Origin of the sequence: Bacillus sp. CR71, from assembly GCF_003429245.1 — a bacterium.
Classification (GTDB): Bacteria; Bacillota; Bacilli; order Bacillales; family Bacillaceae_G; genus Bacillus_A; species Bacillus_A thuringiensis_S.
On record NZ_CP031748.1, the window covers coordinates 3,067,629 to 3,092,769 of the forward strand.

Genomic DNA, 25,141 nt, shown 5'->3' on the forward strand with positions numbered 1-25,141 from the left:
ACATATATAAGTTTTAATTACTGTTAAATAATAAGTTCACCTTTGCTATTGTATAGTTATCCCCACTTACCTTCCCATCAATCTTGAATTTTAATTTAGTCATAATAAGAAGTCCAAGCTTGTACCACATATTACAACAAAAAAATATTTACTTTGAGTCAACCATTATAGCTAAATATAAATGGGATAGACACTTTATAAAATGTTTAGTTTAACTAGTAACGCTAATAAAATTTGAAGGAGAATTTGAATATTCACTGCAATATCTGTATCAGTAGTTGTTACGGTTACGTTTCTGGAATTTTTAATAAATGTTTTTTGTCTATTAATTTGTTTAATAGATGATTTTTGAAACAATTCTTGTGTTATTTTATCTGCCTTTTCACTATCTGCTATAGAAATACTTACTACAACCACAATAGCTGCTTGTAACGCAGCTTGGATGGATAGCGCAGCTTTTGTATCTGTAGTAGTAACTTGTACATCTGCTGAATCTACTATTTCAATATATTCCTCAGAAACTTGATCGATTTCATCTGTTTGTATAGCTTCTTCTAAAAAATTTGCATTTTTACTATATGAATAAGAATTTACTGATTCGGAATCCTGATTTATTGGCTCAGAAACCTGTTTTTTTGGTTCACAATCCTTTTTTATTGGCTCAGAATCCACTTTTTTTCGTTCAGAATCCCGATTTAATGGATCCCGGTTTTTCTTTCGTCTACAAACTTCACAATCACACATAAAATCACCCCTTTTAAACTAAAAAATTAGCAATATTAAAATATTGGCTAACTACTAGCATTTTATGTATTTTTTAATAATTTGTTTGGACAAGTAACTTGAATTTATATTTTACTTCTAATTCTTTTTTGTAATAACAAAAAATAGCCTTCTAACAAGAAGACAACCATCTTTTATTTCACATTTATATAAAAGACCCATACTTAAATACACTTAACTTCATATAATATTTTTAGAATGAGTAGTCGTTACTGAAGGGCACTTTTCGAAGTGCTCTTATCTTTAATCTCCCTCTTTTTCAGGAAGAGTTTTTTTACTAAATCCTAATATGATTTGTATCACTAAGGCTGGCGATTACCACATTTCCTTAATAGCTTCAATGAATACAGTAGCTACTAATTAAAATATCCCTATGATTTTCTCTACACTAAAAAAATCGTGCGTTATCGAACACATGAACTATTTTTTATTTTGACTATGTAACACTAAATTCACAACATTATTATCCTATATTTGGTGAAGCCTACATTTCAATGCCAGCAACCCCACACTTTTAACTAATAACTTAAACAAATGTGCTATCTCAAGGTTCCTTTGATATAGTATCTTATGTTCTATATAATGAAGAGAGCGCTAGTATTCGGAAGGAGCATGTATATGAGTATTCAACTAGCTACATCTAACGATTTAAAATGGATTAATAATCAATATGAATCAATAGGATTTGTACGAAGTGATTTAAAGAGAGATAAAGTTGCAATTATTACATATAACAACGAGTATGCAGGTGTTGGACGATTAGTCCAAATAGATGCAGATACTATAGAAATGGGCGGGATTTTTATTCTCCCTAAATTTAGAGGGCTACAATTAGCTGGTGAGCTTGTTTCATTTTTAGTAGAAACTGTAAAAAAATCACAAATACAAGATGTATATTGTCTTCCTTTTGAGGAATTAGAAAACTTTTATAAGAAATATGGCTATACTGAAGTCGATACTACGAAAGAAGCAGTCCATCCAATTATTCTAAAAAAATATAATTGGTGTTTGGAGAACTACGATAAACACGTTCTACTATTTAAATTGTAAATATAATAAAAAGTATATTCTCAATCGTTTTTCTATCAGTACTCCTAATCGGAGCCTAAGGATTAATCAAAGATATTTTATCTCTCCTTTTATAAATGGCTGATTAAAACTCAATGTTCCGTCAATACTATAGGTAACATGATTGTATTTCTCCATTCTCCCTTGGAGAGGAGCAGTTAGCTTTTGCTAGCTGCTCTTTTATTTTTTCAAAAAGTCACATAAATATCTTTAATTCCAAACATTCAAAAGATAAAATGTGATAAGATTGTTATGAAGATATTTACCAACTAATAAATGCGCCCTAGACTTACGTACTAGGGCGTATTTATTTTTTAGTATGTAATTTCCTTCACTCATCTATTATCCACAAAATAAGTATCATACGCTTTATCAAAAACATATCCTAACTTTTCTGCTAGGTTAGCAGATGTAGTATTCGCTGCGTCCCAGTTTGGATACTTTCCATTTTCTAAGCAATCCAATATAAGAGCTGCACTAACTACAGTTGCCAAGCCTTTTCTTCTATAATTGTGATCAGTCGCAACTTCAATTTCAATTCCATCATTATAAATACTATACGAGGATGCACCACATACAACTTCTCCGTTATATAAAATGCTATAACCTATACCACGGTTTATATAATCTTCTACCGACTGAAATTGACTTATAAAATCTTCAGAGATTTTATGTAATGTAGGGCTATTTGCGATATGCTCATCTATTCTTTTTAACTCATATCCTTTTGGAAGTATTGATATAAAAGACTGTAATTTTGAACGATTAAAACCTTCTGAATTTCGTTTGAACTTATAGCGTAAAAACTTATCTATTTTTCTTTCATGGAATGTTTCTAAGCGTTGTTTCCACTCTTCACTATTTACGATAACTAGAATTCTTTCAGGAATGTTACGTAATAACTCTTCTGTTTCTTGCACATTTGGGTCTCCAGCGTAAAATGTGAAAATTCCTACCGTAACTTGTGCTACTGTTGGATTTTCAAGATCATTTACCCAAGCAGTCCCCATATGCCCTTGTAAATAAGAAAGTAAAATAACGTTATTGAAATCATCAAACATAGAAACTAGTTTTTTTCTTGTATGTATATTCGCTTCATGTATCATTTACATTCCCGCCTTCTATAAAATCAATCTTATTCTAAATCTTTTAGAATAAACTTATATAATTTTTCAATCAACCATTTACCATATAAGAAAACACCTATTAAACTAAATTTTTATATAATTATAAATCATTCACAAATATAAAATTATTATAACATCTAATAAAAAAAGAGTATCTCACTTTTTAAACTTTAGAATATACATCGTGTATGTATAAACCCTCAACATAATGTATGAGGATTTATCAAAAAATGCGTTATAACTCCTTCTTAGAAATAAAAGATTCCATTTCACCATTTTTATATACTTTAGTCAATTTAACAACTGACTTGTACGTGTTAACGTCATCCTTTATCATTTTTTTCAGCTCTTCTATTTCGATATTACCAGTTCCACTCTCTACCTTTAAACAATTTGAAATGTTTAAGTATCCACTAGATGCGAAAAGAATAACGAATGTAATATCAGGAAAATTAATGAACAGCATTCCAAACTTCAAAGGGTTCGCAGCAGTATCCGATAAAACTAATCGAAAATCTAACAGTTCAGGTACTTGAACAAAATCCTTAGAAACAATCGCTTCACCTACAATTGCAAATTGCTTTACTACATTCCCAAGTTCATCTGTAAATTCAGTACATATAGGTGCATCAATTGTTTTCGCTTGTAAACATAAATTTAATTCTGGATTATGAAAATCAAAAAAGATTGTACTCCCCTCTGTTAAACATTGCGGGCACACATTTCCTAGCAAGCTAAAGTCCTCTTCAATATATTTAACTTTCGATTTGCAACTACAAACTTTTCCTATTCGGATTACATCAATTTTTGAGCAATCTACAAAAATAACCTCACTGTCTTCTTGTACGAATGATACAATCCCTTTCATCGCATTAAATGAAAGAAAATAAGATACAACGATTTCGTTTCCTACTATTACAATACTTTCAACTTTAGTATACGGTTCTAGACTTTGTAAAAATTCACATATACTATTTTGGCAACATCCACAATCACGTTTCGGCTCACAATCCACTTACACTCCATCCCTTCTCTATATAGAATAGCTAATACATATATATGAAAGGAAAACAAAAAAGCTTGGACAATATAACTTTAACGTAGGAATATCGTTACCTATTCATAATATTAGTAAGGGAATTACACCAATAATGAGTAATAACACATAATTTTTACTATAAATACATATAACAATTTCATCTTTCATGAAAAAAACGTTATAATGAAGTGTAGCCTCTACGATTACGTTATAAAGGAGATTAAAACAATGGCTAAAATTAAAGTATACCAAGTAAAAGAAGAAAATATGGAAGCAGTAAAAAACATCATTGATGTTGAGGAACAAAACCCAACTGCTGAAAACTTACAAAATCTATATGCATGTGTATTAGAAACTGAAGATATGGCATTGCCTGAATCATACATTGAAGAAGATATCTTAATCGATTCTATGGAAGTTATGGTTAACGCTTCTCAAAGCAAAGTAAGAGACTTAGGTGCATACGATGTAATTGAAGTTCAAAACAAAGGTAAGAAAACACAAATTTTATTACTTGCAGACGAAGAATACGAAATTATTGAAGGCTAATCTAACACCATACATACGAAAAAGCTCCTTTCCAATTGGAAAGGAGCTTTTTCATTACGCTTTTGATGTTTCACTTTTTTTATTTGTTTGTTCTTTCTTAATTACCATGCGCTCATTTCCCATAAAGAAAATGAATATGAATGCTAATCCAGCTGGTACCAATGCCCACATGAATGTTTGAACAATTGAACTAGAAAGAGCATCAATAATCTTATCTAATATTTGCGGAGGGATTTGAGATCTTGCCGATTCTGATAAAATGGCTCTTGAATCCCCTAATGTGTTTGTATTCATTCCCCCGCTCATGCCTTTAAATGCTTCTTCTAATTGATCTTGGAAACCTGTTCTTTGGATCATTCCGAAGATTGTAATACCAAGTGTCATACCTAATGAACGAATGAAATTACTCGTCGAAGTCGCAGATCCGCGCTGTTCCATACCGAAGTTGTGAATAGCTGCCATACTTAGTACAGAGAATGAGAAGCCGACTCCAAATCCGATAATAATCATATACACTGTTAATAATACACGACTTGTTTCTGGCGTTAATGTGCTTAATAAAAATAGTCCAATTAGCATAATAACCGCAGAAATGATCATAATGTTTCGGTAGCTAAGCTTTGTCGTTAAAAACCCACCTAACTGCGCTGTTACGACTGAGCCTAACATCATTGGTAAAAGTAATAATCCCGAGTTTGTTGCAGTGCCACCGTATACACCTTGAATGAATAATGGAATGTATACAGTTGCTGACATAAACGCAGCTCCGTAACATAAAGCAATAATTGTACTCATTCCGAACAAACGTTGTTTAAACATCTCAAATGAAATGATCGGTTCTTCTACTTTACGTTCAATAAAAATGAATGCAATAATTAAAATAGCGAATCCACCAAATAAACTTAAAATAAAGTTAGAATCCCAATCATACTTTTGTCCGCCAAGTTCAAGCGCAAACATTAAAGAAACTACTGCTCCAACTAAAGTAATTGCGCCAAACCAATCAATTTTTTGCTTTCTATGAACTCTTGACTCTTTATAAAAGAATGTAATAAAAATAAGTGCTAAAACGCCAAGCGGTAAGTTAATATAAAATACCCAGTGCCAGCTTATGTAATCTGTAATATACGCACCAAGCAACGGACCAAAAATACTTGATAAACCAAATACTGCTCCGAATAAACCACCCATTTTCCCACGCTTTTCAGGAGGGAAAATATCAAAAACGATAGTAAACGCGATCGGCACTAATGCCCCGCCGCCAATACCTTGAATGGCACGATAAATCCCTAACTGTGTAATATTTTCAGCAGTACCACAAAGTGCCGAACCAATCATAAAGACGATTAAACCGAAAATAAAGAACCTCTTTCTACCATACATATCTGATAGTTTTCCGAATATCGGCATACCTGCCATTTCTGCGACCATATAGGCAGAAACGACCCATACAAAGTTTTCAAGGCCTCCTAAATCACCAACGATTGTTCCCATCGCTGTAACGACAATGGTATTATCCATTGATGCCATTAAAATACCTAGCAATAAGCCCGCTACAACAAAGCCGAGCCTATTATTCTTCTCAACCATAACCTTGCTCTCCCTCATACTACTTATATTTGTTTATGTTCTTTTACGACTGCATTACTTTTTTGGTTAAAACTAGTATGATATTCTACAATACTAATTTCACATCCAGGACCAATTGTAACGTTGTTTCCTCTTACAACTTCAGCAATCGTATGTTCTAAATAGATATCATCTCCTTCAATGATAGATGTTTGGAGGCTTCCAGCATGATTGGTAAATGGAATAAATCTCACTTTTTTACGAACGGTAATCTTCTGACCGCCAATTTCTCTTACTTTGCTACCTTCATAACGAAGTGAAATTTCAATATTTTCAGCATTAAGTAATCCATCACTTTCAAGGCCACCAGTTAGTGATAGTTCTTCAACTTCAATATCTCCTTTTACATTTAAAGCGCCTTTCACATCTACGAAATCACCAGTTAATTTCCCCTTAACTTCTATCATACCTCTTACTTTTATTTTTTCAATATGAGCATCACTATGCATTTGTGTATTTCCGTATACTTTTACAGATTCCGCATCTACATTTCCTTGTACTTCACTATCTCCATACACGACATAACTTTTCACTTTCATATTACCGCACACTTCACTCGTGCCGTACGTTTTAAATTCATTACAGCTCATATCATTAGAAATCGTTCCTTCACCGCGAATCTTTACTTTATTATAATCTCCGCCCGCTGAACTACCAGAACCATTAACAGTAAGACTGTGTTGATGTTCCATATCATTTTCTCCCTTCCATTAAATCTGCTTAATTTCTTTTACATTTGCGCTTTTATCAACAGTAAGAACACCCGTATATTCGATTAGTTCAATCTCACAGTTCGGTCCTACCGTAACATTATTTCCTCTTACCGTTCTTATGTGAGCATAATCAATATCGATATTGTCACCTTCTAATAGTTCAGCCTCTAATTGCATACCAAATACTGATTTAAACAGCCTACTAAAAGTACTTAGTCTATGCTTTACTTTAATCGTTTGACCACCAATTTCTTTCGCTCGACATGTACCGTGAATATTAATATTTATTTCATCAGCGCTTAATAATCCGCCAATTGTAAATTGTCCTTCTGAAGAAAAAGTATCCACTTCACAATTACCGTCAATTGTAGCTTGACCATTGACCTTAAATTCTTCACCAGTGACATTTCCACCTATCGTACCTTTTCCTGCAATTTTCAAACTGTTTGCCTTTACATCTTGCGTAATTGTTGCTTTCCCATCAATTCGCATCGTTTCAGCATGAACTGTGCCATCGACTTTACCAGATCCGCTAATTCGTGCACTGCTACTTTTCAAATCGCCAGTAACTGCACCGTAACCGTTACATTCAAATTGCTCACATTCAACATTTCCATTCACAGTTCCTTTTCCGTTTAATTGTACTTTATGAAACTCGCCGCCATTGGATGAACCGTAACCATTTATAATCAAATTATCTGTACGCATACTTTCTCCTCCACTACAACAATTTAGTTTTTAATGCTTCGGTATATTTCATAATCGCTTCGCGTAAAACGATTTTAGTGCCTTTTTCAAAAATTAAATCGTCCACGTTTGAAACTAATAAACATGTAGAAATCCCTAATTTTCGGACAACGATTAAATCACAAGTTTTATGTTTAATTGCTTCATAATTTTCACGTAAAACTTGCAAGACCATTTTTCCTTCTTCTAAACTAATCTCTCCCGATTGTAGTAATTCTTCTAACATGTACACATAAAGAATATCTACAAATTGAAACTCTGCTGTTTTATTCGTTTGTTCTATGAAAAATTGTAAAACTGGTTCTGATGCAATCTCCTTACGTAAAATGTCTTCCTTTGTTAAAAGAATTTCTCTCACACTCGGTGAAAACATATTCGCTAGTTCATCAAGTGATAAATCCTCTTTCATCGTTTGGATCTTATCGATGCGCTCTAATATCTTTTCTTTCGGAAAAAATGTCTCTTGACCCGTGAATGTTGACTTTCGTACAAACCAATCTTCCGGTATTAAATTTTTTCTCTTCCACCTATATAACTGTCCGTATGAAATACCAGTTAGTTCTAATAAATCTTTTTTTGAAATTAAATCTGTACTCAACTGTATAACACCCCTTCCTGATAACAATGTAACATAACACTGTTACGCTGTAAATAGACTTTTATCACAAGTAGGGTAACAATGTGTAAAACAAACCTATTCCCACATACAAAAAAAGGCTCTTACACATCTTATGAAAATGCGCAAAAGCCCTTATATATCAAGATTTAAACCAAATATTATAAAAATCAATCCAACCTTGTGAATTAATCATTATATTTTGGACTTTTTCATGTGTACTTACCTCTTGTTTATTACGATATAAAGGAATAATATGAATTTGACGTAACAAAGTATCCTCAATATCGCGTAACAGTGTAACTCTTTTCTCTAATTCTTCTTGTTTAAAATAAGGAGACAACTTTTCATGAAAGTCCATGCTGCTTTGTCCATGAATAAAACTATTTTTTGTAAGAAACATATATAATAGACTATCTTCTATTCGTTCACTTATTGTGGCACTATCATGCATCATATCGGCCTTTTGTATCGTACTTACTTCCAATAGCTCTTCTATGTCAAGAAAATTATTTTCTACACGAATCCCGTACTTCACACACTCTTTTTGTATCCATTGTGCATCTTCAACATGATCTCGTCCTGTAAATGTGTAGAGTTGTAGCGCTTCATTATGATAAGTACTCCTTTTAATTAAACTTTCTACATCTTCCTCAATCTCTACAATGCTTTCACCTGCTAATATTAGTTTCTGTGCCACTTCTCCACGTTCTCCGCCGAGTTCTTGAACGATTGTATAACCATGAATGATTTTATATAATGCTTTCCGAAATAACTCATCTTGCATTGGTCCTTCTTTCGTATGATTACATGTTATATATGTCACGTTCGACTCAAGCCGAGACAATTCTTTATTATGTTTTTCTTTATCTTTATACTGCGCCTTTACTAAAACATCGTATGTACTTACACCTTGTTCTACATTCCACAACTCAACACGATCTAAAAAAGGTCTTTCACGAAAATATAAAGGATGACCTTCTAAAATGAACAAATTTTCATTACTTTTATATAATTGAAAAGGCCCTGTTCCAATTAGCTCTCCTGCTTCATCTTTATTCACGATAGAACACTGTTCTGCACTTAGCATATGTAAAAACATTCGATTTTCCGTATGTAATTGAATTTCGACAACGTAGTCATCCACTGAACGAATACTTTCAACGTGTTGTAACATCCATGCGTGTGCATTATTTTCCAGCTTCATAAATCGATTCAATGAGTATATAACATCATGTGCAGTAAGTTGTTTTCCATTATGAAAGTGAACTCCTTTTCGTAAATAAAACGTCCATATTTTTTCAGCATCATTATATTCCCAGTGAAATGCAAGTCTTGGCTCTATAATGTTTGTATTACCGTCTACATACACGAGTGTATCGAATATATGTTTTACCATATGGCATTCTGAACGCATTGTAGCGTATACAGGATCTAATGTGATATCTAAATTCATTTGTACTTGCAACCGGAGTACATCTCTTCTCCCTTCAGATGTCATTTCAATCTTATGACCAAATATTGAATCCACCCAGGAGTGATATTCTTCCTTTACTAATGGAAAATGTGAGCTATAGCGTTCCACAAATATGCTCCCGCTTTTCACATCCCCTTTTTTCGTTATTTCTTTTCCTCTATCTAAAATTAAAGATATCGGGTCCTTTTGAAATATTAACTTAGAACGATTTCCTCTGCCGCGACCTGGAAACCACTTGATCCAATTTAACTCATCTAATTTTTTTATAATTAATTTACTATTACGCTCTGTACAAAATAATGTTTCAGATATATTTTGCACTGTTACTTCCAATTGTTCTCCCTCTTTTTCCCCTTTTCCATAAGCACTCCATAGTTCAATGTATTGATCTAAAATAAACATCATAATCCCCCTAAAAGGTGAAAAATACTCCCTATTGTTTCTACACTTTTTCCAATTCTTCTTTCATCTTATCATTTCAATATAGAAAGGAGGAATTAATATTGAATTATCTCTTACTTCGTTACAATAAACCTATTTTTATTAGACTGTGTGGTGAATTATTAACCAGAACGACTGAATCTATGTTAGCTATCATTATGATTATTTACGTCAATAAAATGTTAAACGGCAATGTAATAATAACTATGCTGATTTTCGGATTACAGCCACTTTCAGACATTTTATTTACACTTATTGCTGGAGGAATTACTGATAAATATGGCCGGAAAAAGATTATGTTACTCGGCTTATTGCTACAAAGTGTTGCAATCGGTAGTTTCGTTTTCGCTCAATCCGTTTTTATATTTGCACTGTTATATGTCATTAATGGCATTGGCCGTTCCTTATATATTCCGGCTCAACGTGCACAAATTGCTGATTTAACAAAAAAAGAGCAGCAAGCAGAAATTTTTGCTCTCCTACAAACGATGGGAGCAATTGGATCCGTAGTCGGCCCTTTAATCGGTGCAAGTTTTTATAATACTCACCCAGAATATTTATTTATCGTGCAAAGTGTAACCCTTACGATATATGCCGTTGTTGTTTGGACCCAGCTCCCAGAAACCGTTCCACCAATAAGTATGTCAAAACAAACAGTTGAGGCAAGTTCACCAAAGCAATTTATTTTTAAACATTACGCCATATTCGGTCTTATGGTTTCTACACTTCCTATTAGCTTTTTTTATGCACAAACTGAGACGAATTATCGTATTTTTGCAGAACATGTATTTCTTAATCTCGTATTCATACTCGCATTTATTTCAACATGTAAAGCCATTTTGGAAATCATTCTACAAATCTTCCTCGTAAAATGGTCTGAACGATTTTCTATGGCGAAAATCATCCTTATTTCTTACGCCTGCTATACAATAGCTGCAGTTGGCTTTAGTTATTCAACGACGATATTGTCGTTATTCTTCACCTTACTCTTTTTAGTCATTGGAGAAAGTATTGCTCTAAACCATTTATTACGATTCGTTTCAGAAATTGCACCTCATGATAAACGTGGTTTATATTTTTCAATTTACGGTATACACTGGGATATATCTCGAACGTGTGGACCAGTTATTGGTGCAGTTTTATTAAGTAAGTTAAATGGAAGTATGCTGTTTTATATTTGCGCTAGTTTCTTATTAGTTGGAGGTATTGTACAAGCGTTATTTGTTCAAAATTTGGAACGAAAAAAAATCGCAAACCAGCCTACACATAATTTATAAGTTACTACTTTTTCAGTAGATCAACATTTCTTATTGGATGCATGCTAAAAAACAAAAGTGAAGTATTTCGCATATGAAATGAGACGTTCCTTGTTTACAACTAAAACACCTCACTTAAAGAGCGAGGTGTTTTTGAAATCACTTAATTTCTTATCCTGCCATTTTATTAATACTATCCTCTGGTGAAAACACGGAAATATGATCTACATTACCAGTCGATTTTGGAATGACAAATTTTAACTCATACTGGTTATTTACTTTGTATACATATATTTTGTCTCCACCATTCCCTTTAACTGAAGATGGTTTTCCTAACACTTTTTCAATTTCTTGTAATGTAATCGATTTTAGTTCTGCATGATATGAGCGTACATCAAAAACTTGTGACCCTTTATTAAATCCAAAAACAACATTTTTATTTGTAAAAGTTGCGTACATTCCGTTCCCTGCTTGTTCGGTTTTATTCGCTTTCCCCCATGCTTTTTCTATTTCTTCAATATCCCCTGTATGGGCTCCAAATGGTACATTAGGTACTTTTCCTTCTTTTGCTAATTCAAACAAATCTTTAATGTGGTTAATTGATTTTTGATTAAATGTTCTATTTTTCGAATCTGGCTCAGTTGATGGTTTTGTTGTTTTTTCATTACTTGGTTTTGTTTCAAGATTTTTCTGTTCTTCTGAAGAATTACTTTGTTTATTTTTATTATTTTCCAAGGTTGGATTTGTTTCGTTTTTTTCGTCTGTCTCTTTACATGCGGCTAGCGCAAACATACATGTAAACACCAAAAATAACATAACTATTTTTAAATATATTTTCATCATTTTTACCCCCTATTGCATCTTATTTATTTCGTTAACCAACCCATTACACTACTTTTCAAATTATGTTTGTTCAAAAAAGTCAGTACTTCACTCTCTCAAAAAGCTTGTACAAAATATATTACAAAAGCTGTTTCTAAAAAGTAACCAAGTCTGTTATATCCGAAGTAACTACCTCCTGATAAACGAAACCATTTTCATCTCCTTATTTAACCCTTCTCTTCTCAATGACAATATCCTCTATCTATCACTTAAAACATGTTGTCACAACAGCTCCTTCAAACAGAAAAAAAACCAGTAGGAAGTGATTACTCTTTTCCTACTGGTTGAAATGAAATTAAATGGTAAATCTTAGCTTCTTAAAAAGTGTAGCGATAGTGTTTTTTACAGTTTCAAAATTATAAACAAACGTGTTATCTCCACTTAATGATGAAATACATGTTAAACCTGCAGCTTTAATAAAAGCTTTTACATCTACAAGCATAGAATTAGCCTCCATGAATTTAATTACAATCATTATAACAGGTGTTTTACGATGCTAACATGAAAGTAATAAATAAATTTCTATTATGAATTTATCCTGCTATTTGCCGGGCAGTAAAATCTCCACCTCAAAATTCAGCGGAAACAAAGAAGTTAGATGGGCAGGGCTGCCCGTAAAAGCCTTATTGGTTCAACTAATAATACACCAATTCAATGTCATATAAAAAAGCTGCCCCAAAAGGACAGCTTCAAATATGTATATTATACTTCGATTGATTTACCATCTTCAACAATATGATAAAGTAAGTGCGCTAAATGATGAATTGGACCGTATTCTTCCTCTTCCTCATCTGTTTCGCCTTGGAATTCAAGATCGTTTAAGTATAGCGCTAAAAATTGATAATATAGTTTTAAATCAAATCCGTAGCACGCAGTTGGTTCTTCATGATCCCCTTCATATTGTAACATTAAGTATTGATCATTTCCTTCTGCATCTTCTGCATCAAAGAATACGAAGAAGCCAACGTTTGTATCTAAATCAAATAAATGACGAGTACCTTTTTCAGTTGCTTTATTGAAGTCCTCTTCACTTAATTTATGTACTGTTGTCGCTTTTGCATTATCTTCTTGATGGAAATTTACTGTAAATGATTTCAATGCTGACACCTCCTGATTGTATAATACTAGCATAACATATAAAAAGGACTGCTTACAAATGTAAACAGTCCTGCTACATTCATTTCCGCATTGCTCGTAGTAAAAAACTCACAATGAAAATCAAAATAACCGCACCAATTAAAGCAGGAATGATTGCAAATCCGCCTATTACAGGACCGAAACTACCAAGTAATTTCGTACCAATCCAAGAACCGATAATACCAGCAATAATATTACCAATTACACCACCTGGTACATCCCTTCCAGTAATTAAGCTTGCAAACCATCCTAATAAACCACCAACGATTAAAGACCAAATCATATAATAACCTCCTTTATATTTAACCAATCAAAATATAATTAGAAACAATTGCTTACCATTAGTTATGTGACATTTTTCATAAGTTATTCATGCTGCTCAACTATAAGACTTTTGAGAATAATACAGACTGATAAACCATTTTTCGGACTAACGATTTATCCGACTTATTATTAACACATTAAGGACAATCTGGCTTCAATATTGTTCGCATAAACTCTTCTTTAAAAGCAGGATAGTTAAAACCAACAGCAATTCTTTGAATCGGCCGACCATCAAACCTTGTTGGTTCAGCTATTTTTCTAAAGTCAGCTACACTTTGGCCCCTAGTCACATCATTTGTCGTACTAATCCACACTGCCGATTTTTTATATTCAAAAATACTATCATTTATAAACGAGACAAACGGTAGTAAATCGTGTATAGGGCTTCCACCAATACCCGGATATTCTTTTTTATAGAAGTTCTCATAATAAAAATCAATCATTGGTTTAATGAGTTTCGCCTGTCCAGTTCCTTGTTTATCTATTATATTGGCCATTTCAGGCGTAATAAGCGCGCCCTGTGTTACATTTAACGGGTATATACTAGCGTTTTTCGCATATTTCATAACAATATTTGCTGCAATTGGATCACCATAAAAATTCGCTTCAGATACTGGTGTAACATTACCTGGAAATAGGAAAGCACCGCCCATTATATAATACGAACAAATACGATCCATTATATTGGGATACAATAAAAATAACGTAGCAAGCGTCGTTAGTCTTCCTGTCGCCACAATTATAATATCTTCTGGACAAGGTTCGATTAATTTGATTAATTCACAAAAATTTTCTCGTTTACAAATTCTCATCTCAGGTGGATTAATAGGACCTAAACCGTGATCCCCATGGATTTCAGGGAAAAACAAAGGTTCTTCAGCTGTCATCGGCCTACTCGCACCTTCAATAATTTTTACATGTGTAGCATAGTACCTTTCTAAAAAATAAACATTTTCCGTAACGATTTCTCGTGATACATTCCCGTACTCTGCAACAATACCTAGAATATCTAATTTACATGTTTTATTTGCATAAATTAACGCTACGGCGTCATCAATACCAAAGTCTCCAAAAAAGATGATTTTCTTATTAACTATTCTCACCCCTCTTCAGCATAATCTACTATTATTATTATGTGAAAAAGACAAGGCGGTGAAACAGCGCAAACTAAAAAAGCCGCCTATTTATTGGCGACTTCAATCTTTTTATAAGACAAATATGCTAGTACATTTTTACTCGAATCGTATTTCGGGTTATTTCCTTTTCTCGGCTCTCTCATATGTGTCTTTTCAAATCCAGGAATGTCCGGCATTTTCCCCATAAATTCAAGCATTTCTTCCTCAGTACCTTCAATGCGTACACGAATCATTATAACTATTCCTCAATTCTCAGTTTCTCTGTACTAAGTATATCGTACTTCAGAAAGACTGCAACACATTTATCTTTTTAATGTTGTACTTTTTTTACATATAAACATAGCCATTTCAGTATAGAATGAATCTACTTTATTATTTTTAAATTGAATATTAAAATATCCCTTCATTTCGTTTGGTGCTTTCATCATACATTCTGTTAATTTTTCGCGCTTTTGTACAGGGACATTCATCATATTACACCACCAGTCAAAATCAAACTTCTTATCAAAAGTAAGACATGACTGCATTTGCAAACCGTTTTTTTCTAATAAAGTAAGCCATTCTGTCTTTTTTAGAGCTCGTTCATGACTTGGGTCCCGCTTTTTTTCTATAAAATTATAAAATGTATCATATTCATTATTTTCTGGCGAAACATTATCTATTAAGATGAATAATCCATTATCCTCCAACGTACGATTTACTTCAAAAATAAATTGAGCCGGATTCGTAAAATGATGGGCTGCAATCCGGCATGTAATTGTATCAAAAAAATGGTCTGCAAATGGTAAATCCTCTGCGTTTCCTACTACAAAAGACACATTTCCATGACCATTCTGCTTTATAAAACCTTTTGCTTCTTCTAACATCTGTTCTGTTAAATCAAGTGCAACTACTTCTTCAAACATAGGTGCTAACATATTCGCAACATGTCCGCCACCAGTAGCAACATCAAGAAGACGATTATTATGGCGAGACGCAACTTGTTGAACTACATATTGTAAGTCCTGTCCTTTAGCATGTATTTTACTATTCACATACTTATCTGCATTACTGCCAAACTGTTTTTTCACAAGCTCTTCCTTACTCATTTTATCATCTTCTTTCTATTGTTATTTACATATACGATTCATATAATTATTACAATTCTCTTCATGTATTTTCAAATCCTCTTTTCATCTCACTTCTTATCAAGTTTACCTATAATCAAAATAATATAATTTTACGTTTTACTATTAAACAAAAAAGGCTACGGGAACTTGTCCCCTAACCTGACTAAATATTTACTACATTTTTATTTCTTCGTATATATCTATATAATATAAATCCTCTTTCAACTTCATAATAACATCTACTTCGTTATAAGTAGCCTCACGAGCATGTAAACCAAATTGATCCATACCAATCCATATCCACCCAGGTGTATGATATAAAACATCTAAGTTAAAATAATCTAATTTAGTAAGCTCCGATGTAATAAATTTATCTTTATTAGCGATTTGTTTATCTAGTAAACCATATTCTTTACCATTTTCAAATAGCGATATAACTTTCCCTACAATCGGATGTTCACGAACAATAAAATGATATTCCTTTTCCTCTACATTTGCCACAATCAAACGAGAAACAGATAAATCAGCCCCCGAATTCGACATATTTGTTTATTCACCTCCTTATATAGGTTTCTTCAATATAATAACAAATGAATATTCAAATTAAGTTAATATAATGTAAAAAATAAAAAGCTGACTTCCCTTTAGAAATCAGCCTTTACAATTTGATCAACTTTATACTTTTACAAATTATTATAATGTTTCTTTTTCCTCATCATTTCCGGAAACTAAACTTCCTATAGCATCCGCTGTTACTTCTACTACAAATTCACAAATACCTGCTACAACTTCTCCAATTACTTCATCCATCTTTTTACCCCCTTATTTTATGCAACTTATTTGTAGTATAGAAGAAATTGGTGAATGTAAACTATCGAAAAAGGTGACATAAACCTTACAAAATTGTAAGCTCTTTCATCCCTTTACTTACTTCCTTTGAAACTCCAAGTATTTTTAGCAGACATATAGGCCATCATAATATGAAGAAAGTAATAATCTAGTGTCAGGAGGCGTTTAATATATATTATGTAAAATTAATTAAAGGTCAATCTTTCTACGCTTTTGACCATCGTTTCTTAGTGTCTGAAGAAGAAGAAGTTTCTGAGAGAATTTATAATTACTTACGACGTAATGAATTTTTTGAAGTACGTAAAGAAGAATATTCTGCTTAATTACAAAAAGCATTAAGAAAAATATCATCTTATTATGATATATTCTTGATGCTTTTATGTAAATTGCTTCTTTTCAACAATTGTTGTGGACTCTATTATAATATTCTAGTATTTGTCCAAGATAATTCATCCCTATTTCCGTATTTCAGTATATGAAGAGGTTGTGAATATGACTCATATCATTGATTATTAAGCTACTCAACCTATAAGTAAAACTGATGCAACAACTTTTGCAATCCCCTCTTCTCCAAACAAAGTAATTCTAGCAAATTTGAAATTGAGAATTTCAAGTAGAGATTCACGTAATAATCGAGTAGAATTAATAGCTACAGTTGGTGTAGAAGGTATAACTGAGATTTCACAAGTTTTATTCCGAATTTTCCTTGATAACATTGAAATTTTCAATACACAAGTAGGTATTGAATCAACAAATTCTGAACAATTTTACGTACAAACATTCCAAGCTACAGACCAAAACGTTAGCAGTGGAACACACGAATATTCATTAACTGTAGAAAACCTTATTAGTAGTGCAAGTACAGAAGTTGCTGGTCCTCTATCTTTTAGCGCTTTAGCTATTGGACAAGAGCGTAAATATTGCTAATTGAAATTAATGTTTAATTTTGTACTTTGGAAAAGCAAGACGTAGTTATACGTTCTTGCTTTTTTATATTTATCCTTACTTTCTATTAGCTTTAATCATGAATTTTTTACGTTTTGCTTCATTTATTTCATCAATTAATACATCAAATTTTTTACAAATCAAAAAGATTGAAATCCAATTATGAAACACGTAATATAGACTCTGACTCTAAAAAAGTTCGTATAAAAATACTACATAAATAAGGAGGTTTTATATACGAGTTTTTCATTTTAAAAGACGGAGAGGTTTTATGTTATGTGGCGTAATAAAAACGTTTGGATTGTTTTAATTGGGGAGTTTATTGCAGGTCTAGGATTATGGCTTGGTATTCTTGGCAACCTTGAATTTATGCAAAAATATGTCCCTTCTGATTTCATGAAATCAGTTATATTATTTATCGGACTATTAGCCGGTGTTCTAGTTGGACCTATGGCTGGCCGTGTCATCGATCAGTATGAAAAGAAAAAAGTTCTTCTTTACGCTGGGTTTGGTCGAGTTTTAAGTGTTATTTTCATGTTTTTTGCTATTCAATTTGAAAGTATCGCATTTATGATTGCATTTATGGTTGCTCTTCAAATTTCAGCAGCATTTTATTTCCCTGCATTACAATCTGTAATTCCACTCATCGTACGTGAGCATGAGTTATTACAAATGAATGGTGTACATATGAATGTTGGTACAATCGCTCGTATTGCAGGTACTTCACTAGGTGGAATTCTTTTAGTTGTGATGAGTTTACAGTACATGTATGCCTTCTCAATGGCAGCATACGCCTTATTATTCCTCTCGACTTTCTTCCTACAATTCGAAGACAAGAAATCAACAACACCAAGTAAACAAGCTGCAAAAGATAATAGCTTTATGGAAGTATTTCGTATTTTAAAAGGAATTCCTATTGCTTTTACAGCACTTATATTAAGTATCATCCCTCTATTATTTATAGCAGGGTTTAATTTAATGGTTATTAACATTAGCGAAATGCAACATGATCCTACGATTAAAGGGTTCATATATACAATTGAAGGTGTCGCATTTATGTTAGGTGCCTTCGTAATTAAACGTCTATCTGATCATTTCAAACCCGAAAAATTACTATATTTCTTCGCAATTTGTACTGCTTTTGCACACCTGTCATTGTTCTTTAGCGATATAAAATGGATGGCTCTTACATCATTTGGTTTGTTTGGGTTTAGTGTTGGCTGCTTCTTCCCTATTATGTCGACAATTTTCCAAACGAAAGTGGAAAAAAGTTATCACGGTCGCCTCTTCTCATTCCGTAATATGTTTGAGAGGGTTATGTTCCAAATCGTCTTACTTGGCACAGGGTTCTTCTTAGATACAATTGGGTTACAATATATGGTTCTCATCTTCGGAGTCGTTTCATTATTGATTATTTCTATTTCCCTTTCTAAGCAGAAACATTATGAAAAACAGCATTCACAATCTGCGAATTTATAAAATAAACAAAGAAGTATGGATATAATATTGAATCCATACTTCTTTGTTCTATAATACGCCTATTTATTACGTTTATTGAAATTACCTAAAGGAGTATCCCCCTTTTATTTCGAATAGATTATAAAGAGTACTCTTTATAAAAGGAGTGGTAAAATGTATGATGGCATTGAAGTATTTATTGTCCTGCTCTTTGCAATTGCTCTGTTTAGCATCCTAAACTTTTTAGCCATTTCCTTATCTGGACATAGTTTTAAAAAAAGAATCGTGGCAGGTTTCATATTTTTACTACTGACTCCCATTGTCTTTTTGACTATCGCAACATTTGCTTCTATATTCGATAAAGCAGGATTTGGCGCAGGTACGTTAGCCTTTATGATCGCAAGCGTATATATATTAAATGGAATAGTGCTTCTGCTTTCCTCTTTATTTATCCTCAAAAAAGATATAACATAGGCTATGGTACTAGCATGAATCTGACTTTACACTAGATTCATGCTTATTTAATTTCTCCTAAATTTTTATATGAAATTAAATAATTCTTTAAAAAAATTTAAACTTTATTTATTATAATATCCCTATCGTATTCGCACGTTTATTCAAATTTAAAAGAAAGGAGCACAAAATGAAAAAGGTTCTACTTACAATTCCTATACTAATCATCCTACTTAGTGGATGCAGCAATAACGATATATACGGTTCTTGGGAAGTCGTTGACAATAAAAATGGTGAATGCCCTGTATATTATAAATTTGAAACAGTTGTCAAAAAAGAAAATAAAGAGGAAATTGTGCAAAATTTAGTAGAAATGCAAACCACAAAGAATAAAGACGATTTATATAAAGGCTCATTTGTCAAAAATTCTAATGTATATCACATTGATTATGGTAATTCATTTACATCAGAGCAAACTTTAAAAGTTGCCGACGGTACATTAAATGTATACTTTTTGACAGCTGAAAAATTATGCACGTATAAAAAGAAATGATTATATTTCAGAGGAAACGCAGAAAATATTTTCTGCGTTATTTCACTTTAGAAATCTTCCACAAATACTTAATAAAAACTATAAAATAACTTAAGTTATATAAAATGAATCCTATAATAGACATTTCAATTAACACGTCTACGCTATTTACATCGATACTTTTCAAAATAGGCTAATACTTCCTCTAAATTTGTCAATCGTTTTAATTTTCATAAAAAAATGATAAAATATAAACATGTGTTTTCAGAATAATTAAAAACGCAGAATGAAAGCACTGTTTTAGGAGGGGTTTTGATGACTTACACGTTAGCAACTAGAATGAAAGCATTCCAATCTTCTATATTTAGTGAATTAGGAGCCTATAAAAAAGAAAAAATTGCAGCAGGTCATAACATGATTGATTTGAGCATCGGAAATCCTGATATGCCGCCCGCTGATTTTGTAAGAGAAACAATGGTACATACAGCGAGTGAGAAAGAGAGCTACGGGTATACATTATCAGGTATTCAAGAATTTCACGAAGCTGTAACTGAATATTACAACAACACTCATAACGTTTTATTAAATGCGGATAAAGAAGTTTTATTATTAATGGGTTCACAAGACGGGCTCGTTCATTTACCTATGGTTTATGCAAATCCAGGTGATATTATATTAGTTCCTGATCCAGGATATACAGCTTATGAAACAGGTATTCAAATGGCTGGTGCAACATCTTACTACATGCCTTTAAAGAAAGAGAATGATTTCTTACCAGACTTAGAAGTCATCCCTGAAGAAATTGCCGATCAAGCGAAGATGATGATTTTAAACTTCCCAGGGAATCCCGTTCCAGCAATGGCCCATGAAGATTTCTTTAAAGAAGTAATCGCATTCGCGAAAAAGCATAATATTATCGTTGTCCATGATTTTGCTTATGCTGAATTTTATTTCGATGGTAATAAGCCAATTAGCTTCCTCTCTGTACATGGTGCTAAAGAAGTTGGCGTAGAAATCAATTCTTTGTCAAAAAGTTATAGTTTAGCAGGTAGCCGTATTGGATATATGATTGGAAACGAAGAAATTGTTCGTGCACTTACTCAATTTAAATCCAATACCGACTACGGTGTATTTTTACCAATTCAAAAAGCGGCATCTGCAGCACTAAGAAATGGCGCTGCATTTTGTGAGAAAAACCGCGATATTTATCAAGAACGGAGAGATACTTTAGTCGATGGATTCCGAACATTTGGTTGGAATGTCGATAAGCCAGCTGGTAGTATGTTTGTCTGGGCTGAAATTCCACAAGGATGGACTTCTCTAGACTTCGCTTATGCATTAATGGATCGTGCGAATGTCGTTGTTACACCAGGTCACGCATTTGGACCTCACGGAGAAGGCTTCGTACGTATTGCACTCGTTCAAGATAAAGAAGTGTTGCAACAAGTTGTTGAAAACATTAGAAATAGCGGCATTTTCGTCCTTGAAAAAGTAAATGAATTAGTTAAAAATTAGTTCCCACTCCCCTGCTTAACTTTAGCAGGGGTATTATTAATTGGAGGTACTTTCATATGCATATTAAAGACACACTTCCCCATCGTTATCCATTTTTAATGATTGATAAAGTAATAAATGTAAAACAAGATGAATTCGTTACAGGATATAAACTCATTACAAATAACGAATGGTTTATAAACGATAGTCACAAACATATGCCTCATATGTTAATTGTAGAAGCACTTGCTCAGCTTAGTGCATTTATACATACAAGTGATTCTGAAGGACTAGGATTTCTCTCCTCTTTAGATGGAGTTGAATTCCACGGAAAAGCATATCCCGGTGATAAACTTGATTTACATTATGAGCTAACGCGCAATCGCCGAGGTTTTATTCTTGGTAAAGGTATTGCAACTGTAAACGACCAGCCTATTTTAACTATAGAAAAACTATTAATATATCAAGCAGATTAAAGTGTTCCTTATATTAGTTGGAAATATCTATTCTCAACCAATTAAATAAATAAGAAAATATATTACGTAGTTAGGAGTAGGGAAATGGAACGTACTATCGGTATCGATGCTGGAGGCACATTAACGAAAATAGCTTATTTTAACGAAAAAAAGCTATTAACTTTTGAAAAATTTTATTCGCATGAACAACATAAAATAATAGATTGGATTAAAAGCAACAATGGCATAAAACAAATATGTATTACGGGTGGTAAATCGAAACTATTACAGCAACTGCTTACAAGTTCATATAAAATAGTAGAGCTAAACGAATTTAAAGCTACTCTTGCAGGTGTCCAATACATATTAAAAGAAGAAAAACATGCTATACGCAATTTTATTTTAACCAATATCGGTACAGGTACTTCTATCCATTACGTTTATAATGAACAATATATTCGCGCTGGTGGAACCGGAGTTGGCGGTGGGACTATTATGGGACTTTCAAAATTGTTAACAAATATAGATCATTTTGAAGATGTAATCCCTCTAACAAAAGTAGGCTCTAGAAAAGAACTAGATATTACGGTTGGAGATATTTATGGTGGTATTCTTTCCCCTATCGATAATAACTTAACTGCTAGTAACTTCGGAAAAGCAGCCATTACAGAATCAAATAATAGTAGCTCCGATATACTAGCTACTGTACAAGGACTTGTCGGTGAAGTCGTTACTGCATTAAGCCTTCAATTCGCTGAAACAAAAAACATTGAACACATTATTTATATTGGTTCAACTTTATGTAATAACATACAACTTCAACATATTATTAGTAGCTACACCGAATATCAAAATAAAACACCAATCTTTTTACAAGATGGTGGTAATAGCGGTGCAATTGGTGCATTACTTCATGCTACGAAATAAAAAGCTGACTTTTGTCAGCTTTTTAGAAATGGCACTTCAAATTCAATAATTGATTCCCCGTTCTCTCCAATTCGCTCCACGCTTATTCTATCAATCACACAATTTAACTTCCCATGCAAACTAGGAATCTCCTTCACTACTTCAGCAGCTAATTCGGCACTTTCTTTTCTTCCGACTGTTACATGCGGGATGTATGGAATATCTTCTTTCAAAAATTGTAATAATGATCCTGCATTCTATGATAAGAAATTTTGTATACTAACTCCATCTTCTCCCCTCCATTATTTCAACTGGCTCACTGGATATTTAGCAAATAAAGATTTCCGAAAATCTTTATCTTCCACAAGCATTTTAATTTTTTCTTCATTGCCGTTAAAGAACTTTATAACTTTATTTTTATCCCATATATCTTTTTCTTTTGGAAAATCATCGAATTCCCTATGCAAAATTGATAACATTTCTTCCCTCGTTATCTTAAAGTTTTTATTTTCTATTTGAAACTCATAAGCTTTTGCGTTTGGTACTAAAATTACTAGATAGGTAGCATTAAAGAGAAAATTCTTCTTCATCGTATCTTTCTCATCAAACCAATACGTCTCAATCATTTCTTCTGTAAGAGCTCCACTCTCTTTTGCACCATAGTTCACTTTTATATTTTCATTTTCTAAACTTATACTTTGAACTGTTCCACCACCGGATAAATGATTAATAATTGCAACCACATCTGAATTATTACCAACGTATGTCCCAGTATATTTCTTAAAATCATCTGACCTAACATCATATATATCTTTTATTCTTTCTCCGTTAGAACAAGCCGTAATGAATAAAAAAATTGTTAGCATAACGATTATGTTATGATGCATATATTTCATTTAGCATCCCCCATTTTTATCGATATTTCGTTAATTACAATATTTACTTTCAAATCCCTTTTTAAATATACGCATTTTAATCAAAATTAAAAATTTTCATTTTTTATGTTTACAATTATCCATTAATTGTATATACTTACTAACGTAAGAAAAAAATTCTAAAAGGAGGTCGAAGGAAATGATGAAATTACAATTACATGCATTAACTTTAGCGTTAACTGCACCTGTGTTTTCTGGACAATTAAATATGAATTCGACCACCCTAATGGAGAATTGAAAATCGTACTTTATTTCATTTAATTCATAAATTCGCCACAGGAGGTCGTATACTTTCCTGTGGCTTTTTCACGCCCCGCCATAGGAGAACTGTATCTTCCTGTGGTTTTTTTGCGCGGTTTTTTTAGTCTCTTACATTATTTTTCTAAGAAAGGAGCAACATTCAATGACTATTAGCGTATTGTTTTTAAGTATTACGATTCAAAGAAATACAATTTCCAAAGATGAAATTCTTCATAATGAGCAAATTGAAAAAGCTATGAATGATGTTAAGGAGCGCCAAGCACTTTACTGTGATCACCTGTAATTCCTTTTCGAAAGGAGGAATTCATTTATGACTTTTCATATTTTCTTTTTTACGACTGTGCTTCAAAAAAATACTTTATCTGAAACTGAAATCATTCGTAAACAACAGTTAAAACAACTGACTGATAAAATAACTGACATTAAAAGTTCATACTACACTCAAATGTATTAAAAATATATTTTAAAGGGGTAATATATTCATGAAATTTAAAGCATTCTTTTTAACAATCACCATTCAAAAACGTAAGCTTTCACAGAAAGAGATTTTACGTGAGCAACACATCCAAAACATTATGGACGAAGTAAAAGAGCGCCAATCTTCTTATTACACTCGTCTTTTCTAAATCACTTATAAAGGGGTAATTATCCAATGAAATTTAAAGTATTCTTTTTAACCATTACCATTCAAAAAAATAAATTTTCTGAGTCTGAAATGCTTCATGAACGACAAATTAATCAAGCTATGGATTCTGTAAAAGAAAGACAAAGTCATTACTGTAGTCATCTGTAATTCCAATTCGAAAGGAGGAATTCACAT

32 protein-coding genes and 2 pseudogenes are annotated in these 25,141 nt (G+C 32.6%); 15 read left to right on the forward strand and 19 right to left on the reverse strand.

The window, feature by feature from the left end; all coding sequences use genetic code 11:
- Positions 1–195: 195 nt before the first annotated feature.
- Positions 196–744, reverse strand: coding sequence for a spore coat protein (locus DOS87_RS15365; RefSeq protein WP_000332789.1), 549 nt, complete (start codon positions 742–744; stop codon positions 196–198).
- Positions 745–1,401: 657 nt separating this feature from the next.
- Between DOS87_RS15365 and DOS87_RS15370 the strand changes: the two genes are divergently transcribed.
- Positions 1,402–1,833: a GNAT family N-acetyltransferase gene (locus DOS87_RS15370; RefSeq protein WP_000027164.1), complete on the forward strand. Its 432-nt coding sequence runs from the start codon at positions 1,402–1,404 to the stop codon at positions 1,831–1,833.
- 353 nt (positions 1,834–2,186) lie between these two features.
- Here the strand turns inward: DOS87_RS15370 and DOS87_RS15375 are convergent, their stop codons facing one another.
- A complete protein-coding gene (locus tag DOS87_RS15375) occupies positions 2,187–2,957 on the reverse strand; it encodes a GNAT family N-acetyltransferase (protein ID WP_000581063.1) in 771 nt (256 codons plus the stop codon).
- A 256-nt stretch (positions 2,958–3,213) separates the two neighbouring features.
- Entirely contained in the window at positions 3,214–3,993 is a 780-nt protein-coding gene (locus tag DOS87_RS15380; RefSeq protein WP_098578497.1) for a BC_2878 family exosporium-associated protein, read from the reverse strand.
- A 252-nt stretch (positions 3,994–4,245) separates the two neighbouring features.
- Here DOS87_RS15380 and DOS87_RS15385 point away from each other — a divergent pair, with 252 nt between their 5' ends.
- Complete coding sequence (locus DOS87_RS15385) at positions 4,246–4,566, forward strand: hypothetical protein (protein ID WP_001062742.1); 321 nt, start codon at positions 4,246–4,248, stop codon at positions 4,564–4,566.
- 54 nt (positions 4,567–4,620) lie between these two features.
- Here the strand turns inward: DOS87_RS15385 and DOS87_RS15390 are convergent, their stop codons facing one another.
- The 5 genes from DOS87_RS15390 to DOS87_RS15410 all read right to left on the reverse strand — a co-directional run bounded on the left by DOS87_RS15390 (position 4,621) and on the right by DOS87_RS15410 (position 10,150).
- Complete coding sequence (locus tag DOS87_RS15390) at positions 4,621–6,156, reverse strand: MDR family MFS transporter (protein WP_000229652.1); 1,536 nt, start codon at positions 6,154–6,156, stop codon at positions 4,621–4,623.
- Positions 6,157–6,179: 23 nt separating this feature from the next.
- Positions 6,180–6,887: a hypothetical protein gene (locus DOS87_RS15395; protein ID WP_000401029.1), complete on the reverse strand. Its 708-nt coding sequence runs from the start codon at positions 6,885–6,887 to the stop codon at positions 6,180–6,182.
- Positions 6,888–6,905: 18 nt separating this feature from the next.
- The gene (locus DOS87_RS15400) at positions 6,906–7,616 is read right to left on the reverse strand and encodes a bactofilin family protein (RefSeq protein ID WP_001258382.1); all 711 of its coding nucleotides are present in this window, start codon (positions 7,614–7,616) and stop codon (positions 6,906–6,908) included.
- 13 nt (positions 7,617–7,629) lie between these two features.
- Positions 7,630–8,253, reverse strand: coding sequence for a YhbD family protein (locus DOS87_RS15405; RefSeq protein WP_000102242.1), 624 nt, complete (start codon positions 8,251–8,253; stop codon positions 7,630–7,632).
- A 160-nt stretch (positions 8,254–8,413) separates the two neighbouring features.
- Positions 8,414–10,150, reverse strand: a complete 1,737-nt coding sequence (locus DOS87_RS15410) for an ABC transporter substrate-binding protein (RefSeq protein WP_017763287.1) — start codon at positions 10,148–10,150, stop codon at positions 8,414–8,416.
- Positions 10,151–10,251: 101 nt separating this feature from the next.
- Here DOS87_RS15410 and DOS87_RS15415 point away from each other — a divergent pair, with 101 nt between their 5' ends.
- The gene (locus tag DOS87_RS15415; RefSeq protein WP_001108447.1) at positions 10,252–11,466 is read left to right on the forward strand and encodes an MDR family MFS transporter; all 1,215 of its coding nucleotides are present in this window, start codon (positions 10,252–10,254) and stop codon (positions 11,464–11,466) included.
- 150 nt (positions 11,467–11,616) lie between these two features.
- Here the strand turns inward: DOS87_RS15415 and DOS87_RS15420 are convergent, their stop codons facing one another.
- From DOS87_RS15420 to DOS87_RS15460, 9 genes and pseudogenes are all read right to left on the reverse strand, one after another.
- The gene (locus tag DOS87_RS15420) at positions 11,617–12,288 is read right to left on the reverse strand and encodes a YjgB family protein (protein ID WP_015945824.1); all 672 of its coding nucleotides are present in this window, start codon (positions 12,286–12,288) and stop codon (positions 11,617–11,619) included.
- A gap of 23 nt (positions 12,289–12,311) precedes the next feature.
- Positions 12,312–12,482: pseudogene (locus DOS87_RS15425) on the reverse strand (aminopeptidase); the annotation flags it as partial.
- Between the two features lie 140 nt (positions 12,483–12,622).
- Positions 12,623–12,769 (reverse strand): hypothetical protein, encoded by a 147-nt coding sequence (locus DOS87_RS15430; RefSeq protein WP_000959552.1) that lies wholly within the window; start codon positions 12,767–12,769, stop codon positions 12,623–12,625.
- A gap of 260 nt (positions 12,770–13,029) precedes the next feature.
- Complete coding sequence (locus DOS87_RS15435; protein WP_000834883.1) at positions 13,030–13,425, reverse strand: hypothetical protein; 396 nt, start codon at positions 13,423–13,425, stop codon at positions 13,030–13,032.
- A 79-nt stretch (positions 13,426–13,504) separates the two neighbouring features.
- The gene (locus tag DOS87_RS15440; RefSeq protein ID WP_000638310.1) at positions 13,505–13,747 is read right to left on the reverse strand and encodes a GlsB/YeaQ/YmgE family stress response membrane protein; all 243 of its coding nucleotides are present in this window, start codon (positions 13,745–13,747) and stop codon (positions 13,505–13,507) included.
- Positions 13,748–13,925: 178 nt separating this feature from the next.
- Positions 13,926–14,891, reverse strand: a complete 966-nt coding sequence (locus DOS87_RS15445; RefSeq protein ID WP_001223689.1) for a nucleoside hydrolase — start codon at positions 14,889–14,891, stop codon at positions 13,926–13,928.
- 77 nt (positions 14,892–14,968) lie between these two features.
- On the reverse strand, positions 14,969–15,157 hold the full coding sequence (locus DOS87_RS15450; protein ID WP_000621885.1) for a DUF3970 family protein: 189 nt from the start codon (positions 15,155–15,157) through the stop codon (positions 14,969–14,971).
- Between the two features lie 69 nt (positions 15,158–15,226).
- Positions 15,227–16,012 carry a class I SAM-dependent methyltransferase gene (locus DOS87_RS15455; protein WP_000031314.1) on the reverse strand — a complete coding sequence of 262 codons (786 nt, stop codon included), beginning with the start codon at positions 16,010–16,012 and terminating at the stop codon, positions 15,227–15,229.
- 195 nt (positions 16,013–16,207) lie between these two features.
- On the reverse strand, positions 16,208–16,576 hold the full coding sequence (locus DOS87_RS15460; RefSeq protein WP_000071474.1) for a hypothetical protein: 369 nt from the start codon (positions 16,574–16,576) through the stop codon (positions 16,208–16,210).
- A gap of 476 nt (positions 16,577–17,052) precedes the next feature.
- On the opposite strand from DOS87_RS15460, the gene DOS87_RS15465 reads away from it, so the two are divergent.
- The 8 genes from DOS87_RS15465 to coaW all read left to right on the forward strand — a co-directional run bounded on the left by DOS87_RS15465 (position 17,053) and on the right by coaW (position 23,146).
- On the forward strand, positions 17,053–17,205 hold the full coding sequence (locus DOS87_RS15465) for a YqbF domain-containing protein (RefSeq protein ID WP_074789873.1): 153 nt from the start codon (positions 17,053–17,055) through the stop codon (positions 17,203–17,205).
- Between the two features lie 205 nt (positions 17,206–17,410).
- A complete protein-coding gene (exsC, locus tag DOS87_RS15470) occupies positions 17,411–17,809 on the forward strand; it encodes an exosporium protein ExsC (RefSeq protein ID WP_223837280.1) in 399 nt (132 codons plus the stop codon).
- Between the two features lie 294 nt (positions 17,810–18,103).
- Entirely contained in the window at positions 18,104–19,306 is a 1,203-nt protein-coding gene (locus tag DOS87_RS15475) for an MFS transporter (RefSeq protein WP_000269259.1), read from the forward strand.
- A 153-nt stretch (positions 19,307–19,459) separates the two neighbouring features.
- Complete coding sequence (locus DOS87_RS15480) at positions 19,460–19,759, forward strand: hypothetical protein (RefSeq protein WP_144514312.1); 300 nt, start codon at positions 19,460–19,462, stop codon at positions 19,757–19,759.
- 169 nt (positions 19,760–19,928) lie between these two features.
- Positions 19,929–20,291, forward strand: coding sequence for a hypothetical protein (locus DOS87_RS15485; RefSeq protein WP_000757024.1), 363 nt, complete (start codon positions 19,929–19,931; stop codon positions 20,289–20,291).
- Between the two features lie 294 nt (positions 20,292–20,585).
- The gene (locus DOS87_RS15490) at positions 20,586–21,785 is read left to right on the forward strand and encodes an LL-diaminopimelate aminotransferase (RefSeq protein WP_000222695.1); all 1,200 of its coding nucleotides are present in this window, start codon (positions 20,586–20,588) and stop codon (positions 21,783–21,785) included.
- Positions 21,786–21,841: 56 nt separating this feature from the next.
- Positions 21,842–22,240, forward strand: a complete 399-nt coding sequence (locus DOS87_RS15495) for a 3-hydroxyacyl-ACP dehydratase FabZ family protein (RefSeq protein WP_000547637.1) — start codon at positions 21,842–21,844, stop codon at positions 22,238–22,240.
- Positions 22,241–22,324: 84 nt separating this feature from the next.
- Positions 22,325–23,146 carry a type II pantothenate kinase gene (coaW, locus tag DOS87_RS15500; protein WP_208730012.1) on the forward strand — a complete coding sequence of 274 codons (822 nt, stop codon included), beginning with the start codon at positions 22,325–22,327 and terminating at the stop codon, positions 23,144–23,146.
- A 14-nt stretch (positions 23,147–23,160) separates the two neighbouring features.
- Here coaW and DOS87_RS15505 read toward each other — a convergent pair.
- Both DOS87_RS15505 and DOS87_RS15510 read right to left on the reverse strand, forming a co-directional pair.
- Positions 23,161–23,376, reverse strand: a pseudogene (locus DOS87_RS15505) (2'-5' RNA ligase family protein); the annotation flags it as partial.
- 51 nt (positions 23,377–23,427) lie between these two features.
- Complete coding sequence (locus tag DOS87_RS15510) at positions 23,428–24,021, reverse strand: DUF4825 domain-containing protein (protein ID WP_000876530.1); 594 nt, start codon at positions 24,019–24,021, stop codon at positions 23,428–23,430.
- Positions 24,022–24,463: 442 nt separating this feature from the next.
- Here DOS87_RS15510 and DOS87_RS15515 point away from each other — a divergent pair, with 442 nt between their 5' ends.
- From DOS87_RS15515 to DOS87_RS15530, 4 genes are read left to right on the forward strand one after another with little or no spacing between them, the layout of a single operon-like run.
- Positions 24,464–24,604 carry a YrzI family small protein gene (locus DOS87_RS15515; protein WP_000156193.1) on the forward strand — a complete coding sequence of 47 codons (141 nt, stop codon included), beginning with the start codon at positions 24,464–24,466 and terminating at the stop codon, positions 24,602–24,604.
- 27 nt (positions 24,605–24,631) lie between these two features.
- Positions 24,632–24,775 carry a YrzI family small protein gene (locus DOS87_RS15520; RefSeq protein ID WP_000142727.1) on the forward strand — a complete coding sequence of 48 codons (144 nt, stop codon included), beginning with the start codon at positions 24,632–24,634 and terminating at the stop codon, positions 24,773–24,775.
- A 28-nt stretch (positions 24,776–24,803) separates the two neighbouring features.
- On the forward strand, positions 24,804–24,947 hold the full coding sequence (locus tag DOS87_RS15525) for a YrzI family small protein (protein WP_000668963.1): 144 nt from the start codon (positions 24,804–24,806) through the stop codon (positions 24,945–24,947).
- A 26-nt stretch (positions 24,948–24,973) separates the two neighbouring features.
- Entirely contained in the window at positions 24,974–25,114 is a 141-nt protein-coding gene (locus DOS87_RS15530) for a YrzI family small protein (RefSeq protein WP_000669805.1), read from the forward strand.
- The last annotated feature ends 27 nt before the right edge of the window (positions 25,115–25,141 follow it).

Excerpts from the sequence above, each read along its gene's own strand:
- DOS87_RS15365 (WP_000332789.1), bottom strand. The coding sequence starts at position 744 with ATGTGTGATTGTGAAGTTTGTAGACGAAAGAAAAACCGGGATCCATTA.
- DOS87_RS15370 (WP_000027164.1), top strand. The coding sequence starts at position 1,402 with ATGAGTATTCAACTAGCTACATCTAACGATTTAAAATGGATTAATAAT.
- DOS87_RS15375 (WP_000581063.1), bottom strand. The coding sequence starts at position 2,957 with ATGATACATGAAGCGAATATACATACAAGAAAAAAACTAGTTTCTATG.
- DOS87_RS15385 (WP_001062742.1), top strand. The coding sequence starts at position 4,246 with ATGGCTAAAATTAAAGTATACCAAGTAAAAGAAGAAAATATGGAAGCA.
- DOS87_RS15390 (WP_000229652.1), bottom strand. The coding sequence starts at position 6,156 with ATGGTTGAGAAGAATAATAGGCTCGGCTTTGTTGTAGCGGGCTTATTG.
- DOS87_RS15395 (WP_000401029.1), bottom strand. The coding sequence starts at position 6,887 with ATGGAACATCAACACAGTCTTACTGTTAATGGTTCTGGTAGTTCAGCG.
- DOS87_RS15400 (WP_001258382.1), bottom strand. The coding sequence starts at position 7,616 with ATGCGTACAGATAATTTGATTATAAATGGTTACGGTTCATCCAATGGC.
- DOS87_RS15410 (WP_017763287.1), bottom strand. The coding sequence starts at position 10,150 with ATGTTTATTTTAGATCAATACATTGAACTATGGAGTGCTTATGGAAAA.
- DOS87_RS15420 (WP_015945824.1), bottom strand. The coding sequence starts at position 12,288 with ATGATGAAAATATATTTAAAAATAGTTATGTTATTTTTGGTGTTTACA.
- DOS87_RS15430 (WP_000959552.1), bottom strand. The coding sequence starts at position 12,769 with ATGCTTGTAGATGTAAAAGCTTTTATTAAAGCTGCAGGTTTAACATGT.
- DOS87_RS15440 (WP_000638310.1), bottom strand. The coding sequence starts at position 13,747 with ATGATTTGGTCTTTAATCGTTGGTGGTTTATTAGGATGGTTTGCAAGC.
- DOS87_RS15450 (WP_000621885.1), bottom strand. The coding sequence starts at position 15,157 with ATGATTCGTGTACGCATTGAAGGTACTGAGGAAGAAATGCTTGAATTT.
- DOS87_RS15455 (WP_000031314.1), bottom strand. The coding sequence starts at position 16,012 with ATGAGTAAGGAAGAGCTTGTGAAAAAACAGTTTGGCAGTAATGCAGAT.
- DOS87_RS15460 (WP_000071474.1), bottom strand. The coding sequence starts at position 16,576 with ATGTCGAATTCGGGGGCTGATTTATCTGTTTCTCGTTTGATTGTGGCA.
- DOS87_RS15475 (WP_000269259.1), top strand. The coding sequence starts at position 18,104 with ATGTGGCGTAATAAAAACGTTTGGATTGTTTTAATTGGGGAGTTTATT.
- DOS87_RS15480 (WP_144514312.1), top strand. The coding sequence starts at position 19,460 with ATGTATGATGGCATTGAAGTATTTATTGTCCTGCTCTTTGCAATTGCT.
- DOS87_RS15485 (WP_000757024.1), top strand. The coding sequence starts at position 19,929 with ATGAAAAAGGTTCTACTTACAATTCCTATACTAATCATCCTACTTAGT.
- DOS87_RS15490 (WP_000222695.1), top strand. The coding sequence starts at position 20,586 with ATGACTTACACGTTAGCAACTAGAATGAAAGCATTCCAATCTTCTATA.
- DOS87_RS15495 (WP_000547637.1), top strand. The coding sequence starts at position 21,842 with ATGCATATTAAAGACACACTTCCCCATCGTTATCCATTTTTAATGATT.
- coaW (WP_208730012.1), top strand. The coding sequence starts at position 22,325 with ATGGAACGTACTATCGGTATCGATGCTGGAGGCACATTAACGAAAATA.
- DOS87_RS15510 (WP_000876530.1), bottom strand. The coding sequence starts at position 24,021 with ATGAAATATATGCATCATAACATAATCGTTATGCTAACAATTTTTTTA.
- DOS87_RS15515 (WP_000156193.1), top strand. The coding sequence starts at position 24,464 with ATGACTATTAGCGTATTGTTTTTAAGTATTACGATTCAAAGAAATACA.
- DOS87_RS15520 (WP_000142727.1), top strand. The coding sequence starts at position 24,632 with ATGACTTTTCATATTTTCTTTTTTACGACTGTGCTTCAAAAAAATACT.
- DOS87_RS15525 (WP_000668963.1), top strand. The coding sequence starts at position 24,804 with ATGAAATTTAAAGCATTCTTTTTAACAATCACCATTCAAAAACGTAAG.
- DOS87_RS15530 (WP_000669805.1), top strand. The coding sequence starts at position 24,974 with ATGAAATTTAAAGTATTCTTTTTAACCATTACCATTCAAAAAAATAAA.